The 21,279-nt window shown below is 68.5% G+C and carries 16 protein-coding genes and 1 pseudogene; 5 read left to right on the forward strand and 12 right to left on the reverse strand.

Annotated elements, in window-relative coordinates; genetic code table 11:
• Positions 1–453 (forward strand): helix-turn-helix transcriptional regulator (locus tag HWX55_RS17680; protein WP_175976649.1); only part of this gene is annotated, 453 nt, incomplete at its 5' end.
• A 520-nt stretch (positions 454–973) separates the two neighbouring features.
• Positions 974–1,552: pseudogene (locus tag HWX55_RS17685) on the forward strand (ATP-binding protein); the annotation flags it as partial.
• 357 nt (positions 1,553–1,909) lie between these two features.
• Here HWX55_RS17685 and HWX55_RS17690 read toward each other — a convergent pair.
• Positions 1,910–2,482 carry a hypothetical protein gene (locus HWX55_RS17690; RefSeq protein WP_175976650.1) on the reverse strand — a complete coding sequence of 191 codons (573 nt, stop codon included), beginning with the start codon at positions 2,480–2,482 and terminating at the stop codon, positions 1,910–1,912.
• A gap of 158 nt (positions 2,483–2,640) precedes the next feature.
• Between HWX55_RS17690 and HWX55_RS17695 the strand changes: the two genes are divergently transcribed.
• The gene (locus tag HWX55_RS17695) at positions 2,641–3,177 is read left to right on the forward strand and encodes a TlpA disulfide reductase family protein (RefSeq protein WP_050014745.1); all 537 of its coding nucleotides are present in this window, start codon (positions 2,641–2,643) and stop codon (positions 3,175–3,177) included.
• A 79-nt stretch (positions 3,178–3,256) separates the two neighbouring features.
• On the opposite strand, the gene HWX55_RS17700 is transcribed toward HWX55_RS17695, so the two are convergent.
• From HWX55_RS17700 to HWX55_RS17740, 9 genes are all read right to left on the reverse strand, one after another.
• Positions 3,257–4,609, reverse strand: coding sequence for a sigma-54 dependent transcriptional regulator (locus HWX55_RS17700; protein WP_175976746.1), 1,353 nt, complete (start codon positions 4,607–4,609; stop codon positions 3,257–3,259).
• A 97-nt stretch (positions 4,610–4,706) separates the two neighbouring features.
• The gene (locus HWX55_RS17705; RefSeq protein WP_175976651.1) at positions 4,707–6,716 is read right to left on the reverse strand and encodes an ATP-binding protein; all 2,010 of its coding nucleotides are present in this window, start codon (positions 6,714–6,716) and stop codon (positions 4,707–4,709) included.
• 4 nt (positions 6,717–6,720) lie between these two features.
• The gene (locus tag HWX55_RS17710; protein WP_175976652.1) at positions 6,721–8,013 is read right to left on the reverse strand and encodes a dicarboxylate/amino acid:cation symporter; all 1,293 of its coding nucleotides are present in this window, start codon (positions 8,011–8,013) and stop codon (positions 6,721–6,723) included.
• Positions 8,014–8,370: 357 nt separating this feature from the next.
• Positions 8,371–10,065, reverse strand: a complete 1,695-nt coding sequence (locus HWX55_RS17715) for a cation acetate symporter (protein WP_175976653.1) — start codon at positions 10,063–10,065, stop codon at positions 8,371–8,373.
• 11 nt (positions 10,066–10,076) lie between these two features.
• Positions 10,077–10,382 carry a DUF485 domain-containing protein gene (locus HWX55_RS17720; protein ID WP_069620222.1) on the reverse strand — a complete coding sequence of 102 codons (306 nt, stop codon included), beginning with the start codon at positions 10,380–10,382 and terminating at the stop codon, positions 10,077–10,079.
• 95 nt (positions 10,383–10,477) lie between these two features.
• Positions 10,478–11,683: a CaiB/BaiF CoA-transferase family protein gene (locus HWX55_RS17725; RefSeq protein WP_175976654.1), complete on the reverse strand. Its 1,206-nt coding sequence runs from the start codon at positions 11,681–11,683 to the stop codon at positions 10,478–10,480.
• 29 nt (positions 11,684–11,712) lie between these two features.
• Complete coding sequence (locus HWX55_RS17730) at positions 11,713–12,858, reverse strand: acyl-CoA dehydrogenase family protein (protein WP_175976655.1); 1,146 nt, start codon at positions 12,856–12,858, stop codon at positions 11,713–11,715.
• A 13-nt stretch (positions 12,859–12,871) separates the two neighbouring features.
• Positions 12,872–14,080, reverse strand: coding sequence for an acyl-CoA dehydrogenase family protein (locus tag HWX55_RS17735; protein ID WP_175976656.1), 1,209 nt, complete (start codon positions 14,078–14,080; stop codon positions 12,872–12,874).
• Between the two features lie 29 nt (positions 14,081–14,109).
• The gene (locus tag HWX55_RS17740; protein ID WP_175976657.1) at positions 14,110–16,245 is read right to left on the reverse strand and encodes a 3-hydroxyacyl-CoA dehydrogenase NAD-binding domain-containing protein; all 2,136 of its coding nucleotides are present in this window, start codon (positions 16,243–16,245) and stop codon (positions 14,110–14,112) included.
• A 249-nt stretch (positions 16,246–16,494) separates the two neighbouring features.
• Here HWX55_RS17740 and HWX55_RS17745 point away from each other — a divergent pair, with 249 nt between their 5' ends.
• On the forward strand, positions 16,495–17,457 hold the full coding sequence (locus HWX55_RS17745; protein ID WP_175976658.1) for a LysR family transcriptional regulator: 963 nt from the start codon (positions 16,495–16,497) through the stop codon (positions 17,455–17,457).
• A gap of 87 nt (positions 17,458–17,544) precedes the next feature.
• Positions 17,545–19,419, forward strand: a complete 1,875-nt coding sequence (ggt, locus tag HWX55_RS17750; protein ID WP_175976659.1) for a gamma-glutamyltransferase — start codon at positions 17,545–17,547, stop codon at positions 19,417–19,419.
• Between the two features lie 67 nt (positions 19,420–19,486).
• Here ggt and HWX55_RS17755 read toward each other — a convergent pair whose 3' ends face one another.
• Entirely contained in the window at positions 19,487–20,452 is a 966-nt protein-coding gene (locus HWX55_RS17755) for an ABC transporter permease subunit (RefSeq protein WP_175976660.1), read from the reverse strand.
• Entirely contained in the window at positions 20,452–21,249 is a 798-nt protein-coding gene (locus HWX55_RS17760) for an ATP-binding cassette domain-containing protein (RefSeq protein ID WP_175976661.1), read from the reverse strand. Before HWX55_RS17760 ends, HWX55_RS17755 begins: the two co-directional genes overlap by 1 nt.
• Positions 21,250–21,279 lie beyond the last annotated feature (30 nt).

Consider the following 21,279-nt stretch of genomic DNA (forward strand, 5'->3'; position numbering starts at 1 on the left):
CTTATGGGTGTTCATCCGGCTGGGTTCCTGGAAGGTTGGGTGTTTGGCGACTTCCAGTCTCCCAGACTCAGTCCGGATGAACCATCGATACAACCTATTGAAGCTTCACAGCTAGCCAACCAAATTGGCTCTACGCTCGCTCGCCTTCGTGCGGAGCGGGGATATACACAAGAATTTCTCGCCGAGCGGCTGGATGTAACGATTGAGACCATCGGGCGATTCGAGCGAGGTATTGTCCTTCCGACTTTGCCTCGCTTGTATCAGCTGGCTGAGGTGCTGGCCGTGCCAGTGGTCGACCTTTTACAAAGCGGGTCGTCTCGGTCAGGAGACGTTGCCCTGGAAATGACGTCGTTGCTCGAGCGACTCTCGCTTGACGACCAGACCTTCGTCCGGAAGTGGCTCTGGGAACTGTGCGAGCACCTCAGCAAGCCTCGCCATTCACGCAAAAAATGACCTGATAGCTCCCTCAGAATGCCATCGGCTGACGCTCGCCCCAACTGGACTGTTCGAAGCATACCCACACACCTCTGCCTCCGCAGCGCTCAAAGCGAGGCGGGTCGGACGAAACATTCGCGGCACTAAGAGTTTGTGCAACTACTCCGGCCCGTTCCAGTCGCATCTAGCCAAGAAGTTGCTTTTCGCGGGCGTTATCGCTCGCAAGACAGCCGGCAAGTCAGCGCAAAAGTACGAAAACGTTATGGAAGAACTGCCTGCGGACGGCCCAGATGTGCCTTTGCAGCTTCCCCGTGTGTACAACTTCGCTGCCCACACCGCGAGGGTGTGGACAGCCGCCTGACGGTGGTTCCGAAGTTGCACACACTTGAGGCTGACGCGCCGGCGTTGCCGGCTTGCCCTAACCTGGATAGATAGCCTTAAGACGACCGGCATCAGTTTGCGAGCCATCGGGTGCTGAAAGGCCGCAAAACCGATGTGGGGCTTTGAGCAACTTTTCACGCATTTTATGCTGGAAAGCAAAATGCCGGAATTCGACCGGCACGTGCTGGAAATGCTGCGTGAGCCGCTCGAAGCTGGCCGCATCACGATCTCGCGCGCGGCGCAACAGGCCGACTTCCCTGCCGCGTGCCAGCTGATCGCCGCGATGAACCCGTGTCCGTGCGGCTGGCACGGCGATCCGTCCGGGCGCTGCCGCTGCTCGCCGGACGTGGCCGCGCGCTATCTGCGCAAGCTGTCGGGGCCGCTGCTCGACCGCATCGACATCCAGATCGACCTGCCCGCGCTGTCGCCGGCCGAACTCGCGACGCGCGCGACGGCGCCCGGCGAGCCGAGCGCGGCGGTCGCCGCCCGGGTCGCGCAGGCGCGTGCGCTGCAACTCGAGCGGCAGGGCAAGACGAATCACATGCTGAGCGGCCGCGAAACCGACGACCTGTGCCGGCCGACCGACGAGGGCGAGCGGCTGCTGCGCGAGGCCGGCGAGCGCTTCGGCTGGTCGGCGCGCGCGTATTTCCGCGTGCTGAAAGTCGCGCGGACGATCGCCGACCTGGCCGGCGACCCGCTGCCGACGGCCGCGCAGATCGCCGAGGCGATCCGCTAGCGGCGTGCGCTGACGGCGCTGTGAGCGCGCGAGGAGGACAAAATCAGGCTGTCAAGACTTGACTTATACACAATTCCACTAATCCGGCCCCGGATCGCGGCTCGCCGCGGCCTTTGCCGGACCGAATTCGTATCCTTTTGTTTTAATTGATTTTTCTCAAACGGCGAACGGGCGACCAAACGAGCCGGAAGACCGTCCGGCGCGGCTTTGCGGGAAATACGCGCGACTTTTCAACAAAGTTATCCACATGCGCTGTGGATAGCCGAAAAACCCTCGCAAAATCCGTCGATTAGCGTCGAAAGCTGCGAATGAACTTTCAGTTGTCACCGCGTGTCTGAGCGCCCTCGCCGGCCGCCGTCAATCGAGTTTGAACGAGCCGAAAAACTGGTCGAGCTGCTCCTGCGCGAGCGGCCCGTCGGCGATCACGACGGCCTGGTACGCGTGCCGGCCGCGCGCGGCGAGCCGCGCGACGATCGTCTTGCGCGCGCGATCGCCGCCGGCGGCCGCGCCCGCGATGCGCAGTTCGAGCCCGTTCACCGCGCCGCCGGCGGCGAGCGGCACCGGCACCGACGCCGTCTGCGGCGTGCCTTCGAGGTTGCGCGACAGTCCCGCGCGCAGGAAGTCGAGCGCCGCGCGCCGTGTGTCGTCGCGGTCGTCCGGCAACGTCAGCGTGCCGACCGCGAATACCGCGCCGTCGACGTGCGCGGCCTGCATCCGCATCGGCATCGACTTGCCGCCGACCGCCACCGGTTGCTCCTCGACGGTCGGCTTCGCCGGCAGGTCGATCGTGTAGCCGGCGTCGTTGTGCAGCGTGCGCCAGTCGTACGACGGCGAGCACGCGGCCAGCGCGGCGCTTACGCAGGCCAGCGCGGCGAAGTGCCGCAGCGGGCGAAAAAGGGGGCGCAACGGATCGGTGACTTCCTTCGGCATGGCGTGGATCGCGGCAGGCAAAACGGCGATTATCCACCGAACCTGAAACGGGGGATGCACGGCCGCCGCCGATGCACACGCCGCATTCGCGCTAAAATAAGCGCCGAATTTCGACGTCCTTTGCATCGATCCGCGTCATCGACCCCGAGAGCACCAAGATGAACACCACGCCCCCCGCCCGCCGCAGTACCGGCCCCGTCCGCTACCTCGTCGCGGCCGCCGTCGTCGCGGCGATCGCCGTCGCCGGCTTCTTCGCGTTCAACGGCAAGTCCAGCGTGCCGGACGCGACCTTCACGCTGCTGTCGGGCCAGAAGGTCTCGACCGGCGGCGACCTGAAGGGCAAGGTCTATCTGGTGAACTTCTGGGCGACGAGCTGCGCGACCTGCATGCAGGAAATGCCGCAGATGGTCGATACCTACAATCGCTTCAAGGGTCAGGGGCTGGAATTCGTCGCGGTCGCGATGAACTACGATCCGCCGATGTACGTCGCGAACTATGCGCAAACGCGCCAGTTGCCGTTCAAGGTCGCGCTCGACGACGGCAGCGTCGCGAAGCAGTTCGGCAACGTGCAGCTCACGCCGACGACCTTCGTCGTCGACAAGGACGGCAAGATCCTGAAGCGCTACGTCGGCGCGCCGCAGTTCGCGGAACTCGACGCGCTGCTCAAGAAGGCGCTCGACGGCAACGCGGCCTGAGCGCCGCACGACAGGACTCGCAGGGCCGCACGCCGCGCCCTGCTCCGCGAAACGGACCGCACTGCGGTCCGTTTGCTTTTCAGCGCTCGGTTTCGCCTTTCGCCGACAGCCCGTAGCGCTTCATCTTCTCGTACAGCGTCGCCTTGCCGACATGCAGCCGGTCGGCCGTCGCCGCGACCGCGCCGCCCGTCTGATTCAGCGCCTCGGCGATCACCGCGCGCTCGAACTGCTCGATGCGCTCCTTCAGCGTCTGGTCGTTGTCGGCGTCGTCGCCCGCGCCCGTTTCCGGCGGCATGTCGGCCACGCCGAGCACGAAGCGGTCGGCCGCGTTGCGCAGCTCGCGCACGTTGCCCGGCCAGTCGCGCTGCATCAGGCTCGCGCGCTGCCGGTCGGTCAACACCGGCGCGGGCCGCCCGTAGCGCACGGCCGCATCGAGCATGAAGTGCTCGAACAGCGGCACGATGTCCTCGCGGCGCTCGGCAAGCGGCGGCAGCGCGATCGTCACGACGTTGAGCCGGTACAGCAGGTCGCGCCGGAACGTGCCGGCCGCGACGAGCTCGCTCATGTCGCCCTTCGCGGCCGCGATCACGCGGCAGTTCACGCGGATCGGCTGGTTCGAGCCGAGCCGCTCGAGCACGCCGTCCTGCAGCACGCGCAGCAGCTTCACCTGCAGCGCGAGCGGCATGCTTTCGATTTCGTCGAGGAACAACGTGCCGCCGGACGCGTATTCGAGCTTGCCGATGCGCCGCTTCGCGGCGCCGGTGAACGCACCGGACTCGTAGCCGAACATCTCCGATTCGAACATCGGCTCGGGCAACGCGCCGCAATTCACCGCGATGAACGGCTTGTCGCGGCGCGGCGACAGCTCGTGCAGGCTGCGCGCGATCAGCTCCTTGCCGGCGCCCGTGTCGCCGTTGATCAGCACCGACGCGTCGGTCGGCGCGACGTTCGCGATCAGCTTGCGCACCTGCTCGATCGCGGGGCTGCGGCCGATGATGCGCGGCGCGACGACGTTCTGCCCGGCCAGCTCGCGCCGCAGCGCGTGATTCTCGAGCACGAGCTCGCGGCGCTCGAGCGCGCGGCGCACCGTCTCGATCAGGCGCTCGGCCGCGAACGGCTTTTCGATGAAGTCGTACGCGCCGTCGCGCATCGCCTGCACGGCCATCGAGATGTCGCCGTGCCCGGTAACGAGGATCACCGGCACGTCCGGCACGCGCTCGCGGCACTGCGCGAGCACGTCGAGCCCGCTCGCACCGGGCAGCCGGATGTCGCTGACGATCGCGCCGGCGGTATCCGCGACGATCGCCTTCTCGGCCGCCTCGGCCGATTCGAAGCCGGCGACGTCGAAGCCCGCCAGTTGAAGGCTCTGCACGCTCGCCCGGCGCACGAGCGCATCGTCTTCGATATAGATCACTTGCAGCCGGTTGGCCATCTTGGTCACTCGCTCCTGACAGGCGCAGCGCTCGCGCGCGGCGCTCGTTGATGCCGGTCGTTCGCCGACCGGGTCTGCGGCCTACGGCGGGCTCGCGCTAATGCGAGCCCGCCGGCTCGGACACGGAGTCCGGATGATGCGTGCGAGCGCGACGCAGCGTCAAGACGAACAGCGCGCCGCCCGACGGGGCGTTGCGTGCGGTCAGCGCGCCGCCCGCGTCGCTCGCGATCGACGACGAGATCGCAAGGCCCAGCCCGAGCCCGCGCCCCATTTCCTTGGTCGTGAAGAACGGCTCGAATAGGCGCGGCAGCAGATCGGGCGCGATGCCGGAGCCGTTGTCGCGCACCTCCACCGCGAGCGTCGCGGCCGACACCGCGATCGTCACCTCGATGGCCGGCGCCGCGACGCCGGCGACCGCGTCGAGCGCGTTGCCGAGCAGGTTGATCAGCACCTGTTCGAGGCGCAGGTCCTCGCAGCGCGCGACGAGCTCCGGATAGTCGCGCGCCAGATCGAGCGGCGCGTCCTGCGCGGGCGACACGGTCGCGTCCTGCAGCGTCAGCGTGAGCGCGACGCCGCGCAGGCGCTCGTCGAGCAGCGACAGCACGCTGCGCAGCGCGCGCACGACGAGCGCCTGCTCGTTGCGCGGCTTCGCGCGGCCGACGAACAGCTTCAGCTGGTTCGTGATCTTGCCCATCCGCTCGGTGAGCGCGGCGATCGCTTCCAGGTTCTCGCGCGCGGCGGCCTGTTCGCCGCGATCGAGCAGCACGCGCGTGTTGTCCGAGAAACTGCGCAGCGCCGCGAGCGGCTGGTTCAGTTCATGCGTGATGCCGGCCGCCATCTGGCCGAGCGCGGCAAGCTTGCTCGCCTGGATCAGTTCGTCGTGCGCGGCGCGCAGCTCCTGCTCCGCACGGATCCGGTCGCCGACTTCCTTCTGCAACTGCTCGTTCGCTTCAGACAAATCGGCCGTACGCTCCTCGACGCGCCGGTTCAGCTCCGCGTACGCCTGTTGCAGCAGCGCACGGCCGCGGATCATCTCGCGCACGCGGGCGCGGCGCATCCGCCAGTAGAACGCGAGCAGCGCGACCGACACGAAGCCGAAGCCGGTGACGATCGTCGCGTTGCGCGCATCGGCATCGATCGGCGCGATCGGCGCGAGCGTGACGAGCTGCCAGTCGGGCTCGCCGATCCGGCGCTTGCTGGCGAGAAAGCGCGGCGCGCGCCGGCCGGCGCCCAGGCGCACGATTTCCGCATCGGCGCCGAGCGTCTGCTCGACGCGCAGCGGCAGCGGCGTGACCGGTTGCTGCGCGTACTGGCGCGTTTCGTAGATCGATGCGGCCACAGGCCCCGTGAGCGGGCGCAGCGTGTGGTACTTCCACGCGGGCACCGACGACAGGAACACGACACCGTGATCGTCCACGACGACGAGCGGCTCGGACGCATCGGCACCCTGGAACCATTCGAGGTTGAGCTTCACGACGACGACGCCCGCGATCTTGCCGTCGTGCCACACGGGCTGCGAGATGTAGTAGCCGGGATCGCGCGAGATCGTGCCGATCCCGAAGAAGCGGCCGACCCGGCCGTTCATCGCATCGAGGAAATACGGGCGGAAACGGTATTCGATCCCGACGAAGCTGTCGGGCGCGCGCCAGTTGCTGGCGGCGACGCACAGGCCGTCCGCACCGATCACATAGGTGACGGTCGCGTGCGCGTGTTCGTTGAGGTCTTCGAGATAGCGGTTGACGCGGGCGGTGTAGTCGCCGCGCTTCGGCTCGGCGAGCAGATCCTGCACGTACGGATGGCTGCCGAGCAGATAAGGCAGCGATTCGTAGCGGTCGAGCGTGCTCTTGAGCGCGTTGGTGGTGCGATCGACGCGCACCGCGGCATTGCGCTGCAGCTCGGCGACGCCGCGCTGCCAGGTGACCGTCCACGTGAGCGCGCATGCCGCGACGAGCGCGGCGGCGAGCACGACGAGGATGAGCAGGCGGCGCGTCACGGTCGAGGCTTCCTGGCGATGCGGATCGCCTATTGTGTCATAGGCCTGCGCATCGATACCCCGGCCGCCGCGGGCCGCACGGCCGGCGGGCGGTGCCGCCGCCTGCTCGTTCATCGGGTCAGACGCCGGCCGCCTTCTCGGTCGGCGCGACTTCGCCGCCGCCCTTCAGCGCCTGGCGCAGCTTGTTGCGGTCGAGCTCCTTCTCCCATGCCGACACGACGACGGTCGCCACGCCGTTGCCGACGATGTTGGTCAGCGCACGGCATTCGCTCATGAAGCGGTCGATGCCGAGGATCAGCACCATGCCCGACAGCGGGATCGTCGGCACGACGGCCAGCGTCGCGGCGAGCGTGATGAAGCCCGCCCCCGTCACGCCGCTCGCGCCCTTCGACGTGAGCATCGCGACGGCCAGCAGCGTGAGCTGCTGCATCCACGTCAGCTCGATGTTGGTCGCCTGCGCGATGAACAGCACGGCCATCGTCATGTAGATGTTGGTGCCGTCGAGGTTGAACGAATAACCGGTGGGCACGACGAGGCCGACGACCGAACGCGAGCAGCCGGCCTTCTCGAGCTTTTCCATCAGCTGCGGCAGTGCGGCTTCCGACGAGCTCGTGCCGAGCACGATCAGCAGCTCTTCCTTGATGTACGACACGAAGCGGATGATCGAGAAGCCGGTGGCGCGCGCGATCCCGCCGAGCACGACCAGCACGAACACGACCGAGGTCAGGTAGAACGTGCCGATCAGCTTCAGCAGCGGCACCAGCGAGCCGACGCCGTACTTGCCGATCGTGAATGCCATCGCGCCGAACGCGCCGATCGGGGCCAGCTTCGTGACGATGTGCACGATGCCGAACAGCACGCGCGTCAGGCCGTCGATGAAGTCGGTCACGACCTTGCCGCGCTCGCCGAGGTGCGCGAGCACGCTGCCGAACAGCAGCGCGATCAGCAGGATCTGCAGGATTTCACCCTGCGCGAACGCGTCGACCATCGTGTTCGGGATGATGTGCATCAGGAAGTCGACCGTCGACTGCCCGTGCGCCTTCGCCGCGTACGACGCGACGGCCTTGCCGTCAAGCGTCGCCGGATCGATGTTGAAGCCGACGCCCGGACGCAGGATGTGCGTGGCCGCGAGGCCGAGCAGCAGCGCGAAGGTCGACACGATCTCGAAGTACAGCAGCGCCTTGCCGCCGACGCGGCCCACCTTCTTCATGTCCTCCATGCCGGCGATGCCGGTGACGACCGTACAGAAGATGATCGGACCGATCACCATCTTGATCAGCTTGATGAAGCCGTCGCCGAGCGGCTTCATGTCGGTGGCGATCGACGGGTAGAAGTGGCCGAGGATCACGCCGACGATGATGGCGAAAATCACCTGCACATAGAGCACTTTGTAGAAGGGTTTCTTCTTCACGATGGTTCCTGCTGAAGTAGATGAGCCGTGGAAACGGCGTCACGCGCGCAGGCGAATGTCTCAGGGGAAAGGCATTCGCCCGCGCGGCTGCCGTGCCGCAACAAGCGATGCCTCAGGACATCCGGAGGGGGAGGAAGGCATTGGTCATCGGTTGTCTCCTTGCTTGCTGTAGTAGTTCGGCCGGGGGGATGGCCGTGCGTTTTATATCGCAAGGTCGATGCCAGGTTTCCGGAACCCCTCAAGCCGTTGTTTTCATTGTATTTCCCATAATGCGGCAGGCAAGGAAATCCGGTATTCCGGATTTCCGGAAAATATCCGTCCGGCGATCCGGACGGATGCATCGTTTCATCGGATGAATCAATGCTGGACGGCGCGGCTCGCGAGCACGCCCGTCTGCGCGTAGAACTCCTGCCGAGCGAACGCGTCGCGCTCGCGGCGTGCGCGTTCGCCGCGATCCGCGAGCGAGCCGACCACGATCCCGACGAACGCGAGCGGCACCGACACCAGCGCCGGGTTGTCGAGGAACACCGGTGCATGCGCATGGTGCAGCACGTCGACCCACACCGACTTCGACAGCACCGTGAGCGCGACCGCCGACACGAGGCCGAGGCCGCCGCCGAGCACTGCGCCGCGCGTGGTCATCCCGCGCCAGAAGATCGACATCGCGAGCACCGGGAAATTGGCGCTCGCGGCCACCGCCGCGACGAGCCCGACCATGAACGCGACGTTCACGTGCTCGAACAGGATCGACAGCGCGATCGCGATGGCCGACAACCCGATCGTCGCCGCGCGCGAGATGCGCATCTCGAGCCGTTCGTCGGGCTTGCCGCGCGCCCACATCTGCGCATACAGGTCGTGCGAGATCGTCGTCGCGCCGGCGAGCGTCAGCCCCGCGACCACCGCGAGGATCGTCGCGAACGTGACGGCCGCGATGAACCCGTAGAACCAGTTGCCGCCCACTGCCTGCGCGAGCTTCACCGCGACCATGTTCGAGCCGCCGAGCAGGTCGTGCGTCAGGTTGAACGTGCCGTTCGCGCCGAGCCGGAAGAATTCCGGATGCTGCGCGAGCAGCACGATCGCGGAGAAGCCGATCACGAAGGTCAGCAGGTAGAAGTAGCCGATGAAGCCGGTCGCGTAGAGCACCGACTTGCGCGCCTCCCTCGCGTTCGGCACCGTGAAGAAGCGCATCAGGATGTGCGGGAAGCCGGCCGTGCCGAACATCAGCGCGATGCCGAGCGACAGCGCGTTGGCCGGGTCGCGGATCAGCTTGCCGGGCCCCATGATCGACAGCGCGCCCGGATGCACGGCCACCGCGCGGCGGAACATCGCGTCGATGCTGAAGCCGAATTCGCCGAGGGCGAGCAACGCGAGCAGCGTCGCGCCGCACAGCAGCAGCACGGCCTTGATCACCTGCACCCAGGTGGTCGCGGTCATCCCGCCGAAGAACACGTAGACGACCATCAGCACGCCGACGATCAGCTCGGCCGTGCCGTACGACAGCCCGAACAGCAGCTGGATCAGCTTGCCCGCGCCGACCATCTGCACGACCAGGTACAGCACGACGATCGTCAGCGCGTTCGCCGAGGTCAGCAGCCGGATCGGCCGCTGCGCGAAGCGGTACGCGACGACGTCGACGAACGTGAACTTGCCGAGGTTGCGCAGCGGTTCGGCGATCAGGAACATCACGAACGGCCAGCCGACCAGGAAGCCGATCGAGTAGATCAGCCCGTCGAAGCCGAACATGAACACCATGCCGGACAGCCCGAGGAACGACGCGGCCGACATGTAGTCGCCGGCGATCGCGAGCCCGTTCTGCAGCCCGGTGATGCCGCCTCCGGCCGTGTAGAAGTCGCGCGTCGAACGCGTGCGGCGCGCGGCCCAGCGCGTGAGCGCGAGCGTCGCGAACACGAACGCGAAGAACATCCCGATCGCGACCGGGTTCAGCTCGACCTTGTCGGGCATCGGGCCGGCGACGCCGGTCGCATGGGCGATGGAGGAAACGAGGGAAACGAGGATGGCCAGCGCGCCGGGCGCGCTCGAAATGAATCGCATGTCGGGCTCCGTCACGGACGTTGCAGGATCGCGTCGACGCGGCGGTCGAACGCACGGTTCGCGCGCAGCACGTAGCACGCGGTCAGGCCGATCGCGACCAGGATGATCGCGACGCCCGCGGCGATCCCGACCGTCGTCGTCGCGCCGCGGTACAGCGGCGCGGCGAGCACGTGCGGCGCGAGCGCGACGAGCAGGATGAAGCCGTAGTACGTGGCGATCATCAGCGCCGTCAGCGTGAAGCTGAAGCGGCGCCGCGCCCGCACGAGCTGCTGGTAGTCGCGGCGCGCCGTGACCGATTCGATGACGGAAAGCTCCATGGTGTCTCCATTTCCGGCTCGTCATGGCGAGCGGTGTTGTGTGGTATGGTCGGCGCGCGTCGACTCACCGCCCGCGCCGCGGCGGAACAAGCGAGCTACACGACGCGATCCGCGCGCAGCCGCGCGATGTCCTCCGCCGACATCCCGAGCCAGCCGCCGAGCACCGCGTCCGTATCCGCGCCGAGCACCGGCGGCGCACCGCGCACCGGCAGCCGCGCGCCGTCGAAGCGGTACGGCGGTGCGAGCACGTCGACGCCGCCCGCGACCGGATGCGGCTGCCGCGTGACGAGCCCGGCGCGGGTCGCGCGTTCGGACGTCAGCGCTTCGTGCAAACCGAGCACTTCGCCGCACGGAATGCCTGCCTCGGCGAGCGCCGCCAGCAGCGTCGCGCGCGACCGGCGCGCGAGTTCGCCGCGAATCTCGGGCAGCAGGCCGGCGCGATTCTCCGAGCGGCCGAGGTTCGTCTTGTAGCGTTCGTCGGCCGCGAGATCGGGCCGCCCGATCGCATCGCAGAAACGCGCGAACTGCGTGTTGTTGCCGACCGTGATCACGAGCGGGCCGTCGGCCGCGTCGAACACGCCGTACGGCACGATCGACGGATGCGCGTTGCCGTAGCGCGGCGGGTCCTCACCCATCAGCAGCGCGTCGAGCCCGTAGTACGCGGTGATCATCAGCCCGCAGTCGAACAGCGCCATCTCGATGCGGCGTCCGCGCCCCGTCGTATGGCGCTCGTACAACGCGGCGAGGATCGCCTGCGCCGAATACATGCCGGTGAACAGGTCGACCGCCGCGACGCCGAACTTCAGCGGCGGCTGGCCGGCCTCGCCGTTCAGCGCCATCAGCCCCGCCTCGCCCTGCACGACGAGGTCGTAGCCGGGCCGCGCGGCCTCCGGGCCCGAGCGGTCGTAGCCGGAAATCGCGCAATGCACGAGCCGCGGATTCAGTTCGGCGAGCGCGTCGTAGCCGAGCCCGAGCTTCTCCGCGCCGCCGCACTTGAAGTTATGGAGCACCACGTCGGCCTGCGCGGCCAGCTTGCGCGCGATGCGCTGGCCGGCCTCCGTCTGCAGGTCGACGCAGATCGACCGCTTGCTGCGATTCACGCTGTTGAAATACGTCGTTTCGGTCTCGCCGATCCGCAGCCCCCAGTCGCGCGTATCGTCGCCGCGCGCCGGATGCTCGACCTTGATCACTTCCGCGCCGAAATCGGCGAGCACCATCGCGCACCACGGGCCCGCGAGCACGCGCGAGAAATCGAGCACCTTCACGCCGGCCAGCGGCAGCGCGTGCGCATCGTTCGTCATCGTCGTCTCCTCCATTCACGTGTCCGCGCTTATTGTTTCGACAGCGCGATGTAGCGCGCGAGGTGGTGATCCTCGTCGCCGAGCTGATGATCGATCATCACGAGGCGCTTCGCGTAATGCGACAGCGGCAGCTCCCACGTCATCCCGATCCCGCCGTGCAGCTGGATGCTTTCTTCCGCGACCAGCGTGCCGATCCGGCCGATGCTGTATTTCGCCGCCGCGAGCGCGCGCTCGCGCACCGCGCGCGGCGCATCGAGCTGCGCGGCCGCGTTGATCACGGCCGAGCGCGCCTCCTCGACTTCGAGCAGCAGGTCGGCCATCCGGTGCTGCAGCGCCTGGAAGCTGCCGATCGGCATCCCGAACTGCTTGCGCGTGCGCAGGTAGTCGAGCGTGTGCGCCTTCGCGACGTCCATCGCGCCGAGCGCTTCCGCCGACAGCGCGAGCAGCCCGTAGCCGAGCACGCGTTCGAGCAGTGCGGCGCCCGCTTCGCCGTCGAGCGCGTCCGGCGCGCCGAGCGCGGCATCGGCCGGCAGCGCGACACGCTCGAAGCGCACTTCGGCCGCGCGACCGCCGTCGATCTTCCTGTAATCGCGCAGCGACACGCCCGGCGCATCGGCCGGTACGACGAACAGGCCGATGCCGGCCGCGTCGTCGTCGTTGCCCGACACGCGCGCGCTGACGACGAAGAACGCCGCCTGCGCGGCCTGGTCGACGACGCCCTTCGCGCCCGTCAGCACCCAGCCGTCGCCCGACCGTTCGGCGCGCGTGCGCACCGTCGTCAGTTCGTAATGCGAGCCCGGTTCGTCGTGCGCGAATGCGGCGCTCGCGCTGCCGTCGATCAGCGCGGCGAGCCGCTCGCGATGCGCATCGCCGCCGGCGAGCGCCAGCGCACGGCCCGCGAGCAGCGCGCCGAGGAACGGCTCGACGACGAGCCCGCGTCCGAGGCATTCGAACACCACGGCGATGTCGAAGCCGGCGCCGCCGAAGCCGCCGTCGGCTTCGGCAAACAGCGCGCCGACCGTGCCGAGTTCGGCGAAGCGCTGCCACATCGCGCGGTCGAAGCCTTCGGCCGACTGCGCGATGCGGTCGCGCACCGGGAACGCGTACTGTTCGGCGATGAAGCGGTTCAACGTGTCCGCCAGCATCCGGCGGTCTTCTGTGTGCTGGAAATCCATCGTCGCGTCCCTCTTACAGCCCGAGCATCATCTTCGCGATGATGTTCTTCTGGATCTCGTTCGAGCCGCCGAAGATCGACAGCTTGCGGTTGTTGAAATACTGCTGCGCGGCGCTCGCGGCTTCGTCGGGGCCGACCGGTTCGCCGGCGTAATCGGCGTCGAGCGCGTCGTCGACGAACGGCTGCGCGTACGGCCCCATCGCGCGGCGCATCAGCGCGGTGATCTCCTGGCGGATCTGCGTGCCGCGGATCTTCAGCATCGAGCTCTCCGCGCCCGGCACGCCGCCGCCCGCGACCGCGGCCAGCACGCGCAGATTGGTCGTGCGCATGTTTTCCAGTTCGATCTCGACGCGGGCAAGCCGCGCGGCGAAGAACGGATCGTCGGCAAGCGGCCGGCCATTCTTCGTGACCTTCGCGGCGACCGCGCGCAGCCGGTCGAGGGCGGCGGTCGAGAAGCCGATTCCGGCGATGTTGGTGCGCTCGTACGTGAGCAGGTATTTCGCGTAGGTCCAGCCGCGGTTCTCTTCGCCGACGAGGTTCTCCACGGGCACACGCACGTCGGTGAAAAACACCTCGTTCACCTCGTGCTCGCCGTCGAGCGTGATGATCGGGCGGACCTCGACGCCCGGCGTGTTCATGTCGATCAGCAGGAAGCTGATGCCTTCCTGCTTGCGTACGTCCGTCGCGGTGCGTACGAGGCAGAAGATCATGTTCGCGTAGTGGCCGAGCGTGGTCCACGTCTTCTGGCCGTTCACGACGTAATGATCGCCCTGCACGTCCACACGCCGCACCGCGCTGGTCTTCACCGCCGCGAGATCGGAACCGGCGCCCGGCTCCGAATAGCCCTGGCACCACCAGTCGGTACCGTCGAGAATGCGCGGCAGCCAGTGGCGCTTCTGCGCTTCGTTGCCGTACTTGATCAGCACGGGGCCGAGCATGTTCACGCCGAACGGCACGATGCGCGGCGCGCCGGCGAGCGCGCATTCGTTGTCGAACAGGAATTTCTGCGCGACGCTCCAGCCGGGGCCGCCGTATTCGCGCGGCCAGTGACTCGCGAGCCAGCCGCGCGCGTTGAGGATCGCATGCCATTCGCGCATGTCGTCGCGCGTCAGGTGCAGGCCGCCCTTCACCTTGCGCGCGATGCGCTCCGGCAGTTCGGCTTGCAGGAAGCGCTGCACTTCCGTGCGGAACGCTTCCTCTTCGGGAGTGAAATCAAGGTCCATCGTGGGTCCGTGGCGAATGCGGTGGGCGTTCAGTCGATGCGGTTCAGGCTCGCGAAATCCGCGCCGCGCGCGACGAGATCGACGAGCAGCGGCGACGGCTTCCAGAACAGCGGATCTTCGTTCGCGAACGCGCGGATATCGGCGAGCACGTTCGCGAGGCCGACCGTGTCCGCGTAGTGCATCGGGCCCCCGCGATAGCGCGGGAAGCCGTAGCCGTACAGGAACACCGCGTCGACATCGAGCGGACGCAGCGCGATCTTCTCGTGCACGACGTTCGCGCCTTCGTTGATCATCGCGGCGAGGTAGCGGCGCAGGATCTCGTCATCGGCGAACGTGCGCGGCGTGACGCCCTTCTTCGCACGCTCTGCCGCGACGATCGCGTCGACTTCCGGGTCGGGCGTGCCGACGCGCGCGCCGTCCGGATACAGGTAGTAGCCGCGACCGGTCTTCTGCCCGAACCAGCCGCGCTCGCACAGCCGGTCGGAAATCTCCACGTAGCGCGCGTTCGGATCGCGCGTCGCCGCGCGGCGCTTGCGGGTCGCCCAGCCGATGTCGCCGCCCGCGAGGTCGACGACCTGGAACGGGCCCATCGGGAAGCCGAACTCGCGCACCGCGCGATCGATCTGGTACGGCGACGCGCCGTCTTCCATCAGGTAGTCGGCGGCAGTGCGATAGACGGCGAGGATCCGGTTGCCGATGAAGCCGTCGCACACGCCCGCGCGCACCGGCGTCTTCTTCAATTGCCTGGCCAGCGCGAACGCGGTCGCGACGACGTCCGCGCTCACGCGCTTCGGCACGACGATCTCGAGCAGCTTCATCACGTTGGCCGGCGAGAAGAAATGCAGGCCGATCACGTCGGCCGGCCGGTCGATGCTCGCGGCGAGCGCATCGATGTCGAGATACGACGTGTTGGTCGCGAGCACCGCGCCCGGCTTGCACACGCGCGCGAGTTCGGCGAACACCGCCTGCTTCACGGCCATGTCCTCGAATACGGCTTCGATCACGACGTCGGCCTGCGCGAGCGCGTCGTACGACGTGCTGCCCTCGAAGCGCGCGAGGCGCGCCGCGTGCGCGGCCGGCGTCATCCGGCCTTTCGCGACGAGGCCGTCGTACACCTTCTCGACGTGCGCACGGCCGCGCGCGAGCGACGCGTCGTCGCGCTCGATCATCGTCACCGGCAGCCCGGCGTCGAGCGCCGCGACCGCGATGCCCGCGCCCATCGTGCCGCCGCCGACCACGCCGATCCGCTCGACCGGCCGTGCGCTCGCGCGCCGCGCCTCGGGCGCCTTCGCCGCTTCGCGTTCCGCGAAGAACGCATGCACGAGGCCCGCGCGCTGCGGGCTGTCGATGCACTGCAGGAACAGGCTGCGTTCGTACTTCATCCCCGCGTCGAACGACTGCGTGAGCGCGGCCTCGACCGCATCGACGATCTTCGCCGGCGAGAAGAGCCCGCGCGACTTCTTCGGCAATTCCGCGCGCGCCGCGTCGATCGCGGCCTGCGCGGCCGCGCGGTCGGCCAGGCCCTGCGCGTCGCGCGTGCGGCGCACCGGCGCGCCGAGCGACACGAGTTCCTGCGCGTACGCGAGCCCTTCGGCGAGCGTGTCGTCGCTGTGCGCGATGCGATCGACGAGGCCGAGCGCGAGCGCTTCGTCGGCGCTCGCATGGCGGCCCGTCAGCATCAGGTCGAGCGCGGCCTTCGCGCCGATCAGGCGCGGCGCGCGCTGCGTGCCGCCCCCGCCGGGCAGCAGGCCGAGCGTCACTTCGGGCAGACCGAGCTTCGTGCCGGGCACCGCGAGCCGGTAATGCGCGGCCAGCGCGACTTCGAGGCCGCCGCCGAGCGTCGCGCCGTGCAGCGCGACCACGACCGGCTTGGTACCCGATTCGATCCGCTCGCACACGTCGGGCAGCGACGGCGGCACGGGCGGCTTGCCGAATTCGCGGATGTCGGCGCCCGCGATGAAGTTGCGGCCGGCGCCGACGATCAGCACCGCGCGGATCGCGTCGTCGGCCTGCGCGGCGTCGATCGCGTCGGCGAGGCCGCGCCGCACGTCGGCGGACAGCGCGTTGACGGGCGGATGGTCGACCGTGACGACGAGCACCTTGTCGCGCCGTTCGCGCGTGACGGTGCCGGCCGTCGGGCTGGCGGGGGAAGCGGTGGCATTCATCGTGTCTCCAGTGGTGCGGTGCGCCGGGCGGCAGGAACCGGTCGGGCCGGCCAGCAGCGCCGGTGCGCGAGCCAGTCCGGGCGGCGCGGGAAACCGTCCGGCATGGTTGCCGGGCATGACTCGATTCTCGATTGATCGAGATTCATTGACAATTCCCGCACGCCTTTACAAGCTGTCAAATCTGACTTGACACTGAATGCTTCCGGACCGTTTCTGTGCGTTAAACGGGACGGATCAGGAGACACCCGCATGGACCTGAACGCGCTGACGCTGCTCGTCGAGATCCTCGACGCCGGCAATCTCAGCAAAGCCGCGCAGCGACTCAAGATGAGCCGCGCGAACATCAGCTACCGCTTGAACCAGCTCGAACGCTCGATCGGCCAGCAGCTCGTGCGGCGCACGACGCGGCGCATGGAGCCGACCGAGATCGGGCTAAAGCTGTACGAGCACGGCCGGCGCATCCGCAACGAACTGCTCGCCGCGCAGGAATCGGTGACGACGCTCGGCCAGGACCTGCAGGGCCGCGTGCGGCTGTCGGTGCCGAGCGGCTACGGGCAGATGGTGATGTCCGACTGGCTGCTCGCGTTCAAGCGGCTCCATCCGGGCATCGTGCTCGACGTGGTGTTCGAGAATCGCGTGGAAGACCTGATGCGCGACGAAGTCGACATCGCGATCCGCGTGATGTCCGAGCCGCCGCAGAACCTCGTCGCGCGCGACATGGGCGCGGTGCGCTACGTCGCATGCGCGTCGCCCGCGTTCGCGGCCGCGCACGGGATGCCGGCGAGCCTCGGCGCGCTGGCCGCCGCGCCGGTCGTCACTGCGACGGTGCTGGGCCGGCAGCTCCGCATCGCCGCGTATCTCGGCGACGAACGCCACGAGGTGCTGCTCGAACCGACGTTGATTTCGGAGAACTTCCTGTTCCTGCGCCAGGCGATCCTCGCGGGGATCGGCGTCGGCATCGTGCCCGACTACGTGATGCAGGACGACCTGCGGCACGGCGCCGTCGTCACGTCGCTCGATGCGTACCGGCTCAGCATCTTCGGCACCCACATGTACATGCTCTACATGCCGAACCGCCACCACACGCGCGCGACGTCGACGTTCATAGAGTTCATCCTCGAACAGGCCGGCAAGACCGGCCGGGGCGGGCCCGGCGGGAGGCGTCAGGGTTTCCTGTCGGATGACAAGCCGCCGGGCGCACGGCGACAATAGCGCGCCGGGGCGGGCAGCGCCGTTGCGCCCGCACCGATGTCAACGTCAACGCCGCTCTCCTTCGAATTCACTGCTGCCGAGGGTTCCATGTTCGACCGGATTCGTCCGCATTCGCGTCCCTGGACGCTGCTTGCCGCCGTCGCGCTCGTCGCGTTGAACGCCGGCTGCACGTCCCCGTCCGCGCCGTCGGGCGCCGTCGTCCCGGTCGCCGCCGCATCGGGCGCGGCCGTCCCGCTGCCCGGCGTTCACGCGCCCGAACTGTCGTCCGGCTGGACCGACAAGCCGGGCTGGACCTCGCAGCACTTCATGATCGCGGCCGCGAACCCGCTCGCGACGCAGGCCGGCTACGACATGCTGAAGGCCGGCGGCACCGCGATCGACGCGGCCATCGCGACGCAGATGGTGCTCGCGCTGGTCGAGCCGCAATCGTCGGGGATCGGCGGCGGCGCGTTCATGCTGTACTTCGACGGCAAGACGACGCAGGCGTACGACGGCCGCGAAACCGCGCCGGCCGCCGCGACCGAGCGCCTCTTCTACGGGCCGACCGGCCAGCCGATGGGCTTCTACGAAGGCGTCGTCGGCGGGCGCTCGGTCGGCACGCCGGGCGTGCTGCGCATGCTCGACGCCGCGCACCGCGCGCACGGCAAGCTGCCCTGGCGCCGGCTGTTCCAGCCGGCCATCCGGCTCGCCGAGCGCGGCTTCACGATCAGCCCGCGCCTGGCGATGCTGATCGCGAACGACAAGTACCTGAACAACGACCCGGCCGCCCGCGCGTACTTCTACAACGCGGACGGCACGCCGAAGGCCGCCGGCACGGTGCTGAAGAACCCGGCGCTCGCAACCGTGCTGCGCCAGGTCGCCGATCGCGGCGCGAACGCGTTCTACAGCGGCGCGATCGCGCGCGACATCGTCGCGAAGGTACGCAAGCATCCGACCAACCCGGGGCTGCTGTCGTTGCAGGATCTCGCGCGCTACCAGCCGAAGGTGCGCGCGCCGCTGTGCGCCGACTACCGGCGCTCGGTCGTGTGCGGGATGCCGCCGCCGTCGTCGGGCGGCCTCGCGATCGCGCAGATGCTCGGCATGCTCGAAGCGATGCCCGACTGGCAGCAGATCGGCGCGCAGAAGCCCGTGCGCAACGCGGTCGGCTACGAGCCGACGCCGTTCGCCGCGCACCTGTTCAGCGAAGCCGGGCGCCTCGCGTATGCGGACCGCGCCCGCTACGTGGCCGATCCCGATTTCGTGCCGCTGCCGGGCGGCAACTGGGCGAGCCTCACCGACAAGACCTATCTCGCGCAGCGCGCGCGGCTGATCGGCGACAGCAGCATGGGCGTCGCGCAGGCCGGCACGCCGCAGGGCGCGACGCTCGCGCTGGCCGACGACCGCAGCCCCGAATTGCCGTCGACGTCCGACATCGCGATCGTCGACCGCTACGGCCAGGCGGTGTCGATGACGACCAGCGTCGAGGATGCGTTCGGCTCGCGGCTGATGGTGCGCGGCTTCATGCTGAACAACCAGCTCACCGATTTCTCGTTCGCATCGACCGACAACGGCCGGCCGGTCGCGAACCGCGTGCAGCCCGGCAAGCGGCCGCGCTCGGCGATGTCACCGGAACTCGTGTTCGACAAGAAGACGAAGCAGGTGACGATGATCGTCGGCTCGGCCGGCGGCCCCGCGATCATCAATCACGTCGCGAAGACGCTGGTCGGCGTGCTCGACTGGGGGATGACGATGCAGCAGGCGATCGCGCTGCCGAACTTCGGGTCGATGAACGGGCCGACGCAGCTCGAGCGCGGCCGCGTGTCGGACGCGCTCGCCGACGGGCTGAAGGGCCGCGGGCACGACGTGCGGATCGTCGAGATGAATTCGGGGCTGCAGGGGATCCAGCGGCTGAACGTGCAGGGGCAGACGGTGTGGTTCGGCGGCGCGGATCCGCGGCGGGAAGGCGTGGCGATGGGGGATTGAGCGCGGCAGGCACGAGCGGCGCGTACGCGCTCGTTACCCGTGCCGTCAGCGTGACGTCAGCGTGACGTCAGCCGCGCCCCTTCCACGGCACCACCCGCCGCTCGACCCAGCGCATCGCAAGATCGAACAGCCACGCGATCGCGCCGATCAGCAGAATGCCCATCACGACGATGTCGGTACGCAGGAAGCTCGATGCGTTGAGCACCATCTGCCCGAGCCCGGCCGTCGCGGCAACCATCTCGGCCGCGACGAGCGTCGTCCAGCCGAACCCGATCGCGATCCGCAGCCCCGTGAGGATTTCCGGCAGCGCGGCCGGCAGCACCACGTGGCGCACGATCTGCACGAAGCTGCCCCCGAGCGAATACGCGGCGTTGATCTGCTCGACGGTTGCCGCACGCACGCCGGCGCGCGCGGCCATCGCGATCGGCGCGAAGCAGGCGAGGAAGATCACGACGAGCTTCGCCGTCTCGTCGATGCCGAACCAGATCACGACGAGCGGCAGATACGCGAGCGGCGGCAACGGCCGATAGAACTCCAGCAGCGGATCGAGCACGCCGCGCGCGATGCGGCTCACGCCCATCAGGATGCCGGCCGGCACGCCGATCGCGGTCGCGAGCGCGAACGCACCGAACACGCGAGCGGCGCTCCACAACAGATGGTCGGACAACGGCAGGCCGCCCTGGATGCGGCCGTGCCACGCGTCGACGAACGCGGTCCACACCGCTTCCGGCGCGGGCAGGAACAGCGGCGGCAGCCACTGCAGATGCGTCGCGACCCACCACAGCACGGCCAGCGCCGTGACCGTCGCGGCGCTCAACGCGGCCGTCTTCCCCTGCCCCGGCAACCGGTAGCGATGCGATATGCGTGCAGGACGCGCGGCGCGATGCCGCTGCGTCGCGCGTTGATCCTGCCCGAGCTCCGCGGCCGTTCGATCCGCCGCCCACGATTCCTGCGTGCTCATGTCGTCCTGCCTGTGCAATGTACTGATCCGGCCACGCCCGACGGACGCGCCCTGCCTCGCGAATTCATGCATCACGCCGACTCCGCGACCGCCTCGTCGCGATGCAGATACGCGATCAGCCGCTCGCGCCACGCGATGAAATCCGGCGACGACTTCACCGCACGCGCGTCGCGCGATTCGACGTAGCGACGCGCGAACGGCAGCTCGAAGGTTTCGGCGATGCGGCCGGGACCCGGCGTCATCACGACGAGACGCGTCGCGAGAAACAGCGCCTCCTCGACGTCGTGCGTGATGAAGAACACCGTCTTGCCGGTACGCGCCCATACGTCGAGCACGAGCGCCTGCATCGTGCCGCGCGTCATCGCATCGAGTGCGCCCATCGGCTCGTCCATCAGCAGCACGCGCGGATCGCTCGCGAGCGCACGCGCGATGCCGACGCGCTGCTGCATCCCGCCCGACAGCTCGTACACCCGCGCATGCGCATGGCGCTCGAGGCCGACAAGCGCGAGCATCTCTTTCGCGCGCGCTTCGCGTTCGGCTTTCGACACGCGCGCGAAGCGCAACCCGAGCGCGACGTTCTCGAGCACGTCGAGCCACGGCAACAACGCGTATTTCTGGAACACGACGCCACGATCGGCGCCGGGGCCCGTGACGGGCACGCCGTCGACGCACACGTCGCCGGTCGTCGGCGCGACGAAGCCGGCCATGCAGTTCAGCAGCGTCGTCTTCCCGCACCCGGACGCACCGAGCGCGACGACGAATTCACCGGACTCGATGCGCAGGTCGACGCGCGCGAGCGCCTGCGTCGTCGGCCTGCCGCGCTCGCCCGGATACGCGACCGATACCTGACGGACTTCCAGCGTGCTCATGATCGAAGGGCTCCGCGATGAGTGGGCTAA

Origin of the sequence: Burkholderia sp. BCC1047 (genome assembly GCF_902833155.1) — a bacterium.
Classification (GTDB): Bacteria; Pseudomonadota; Gammaproteobacteria; order Burkholderiales; family Burkholderiaceae; genus Burkholderia; species Burkholderia sola.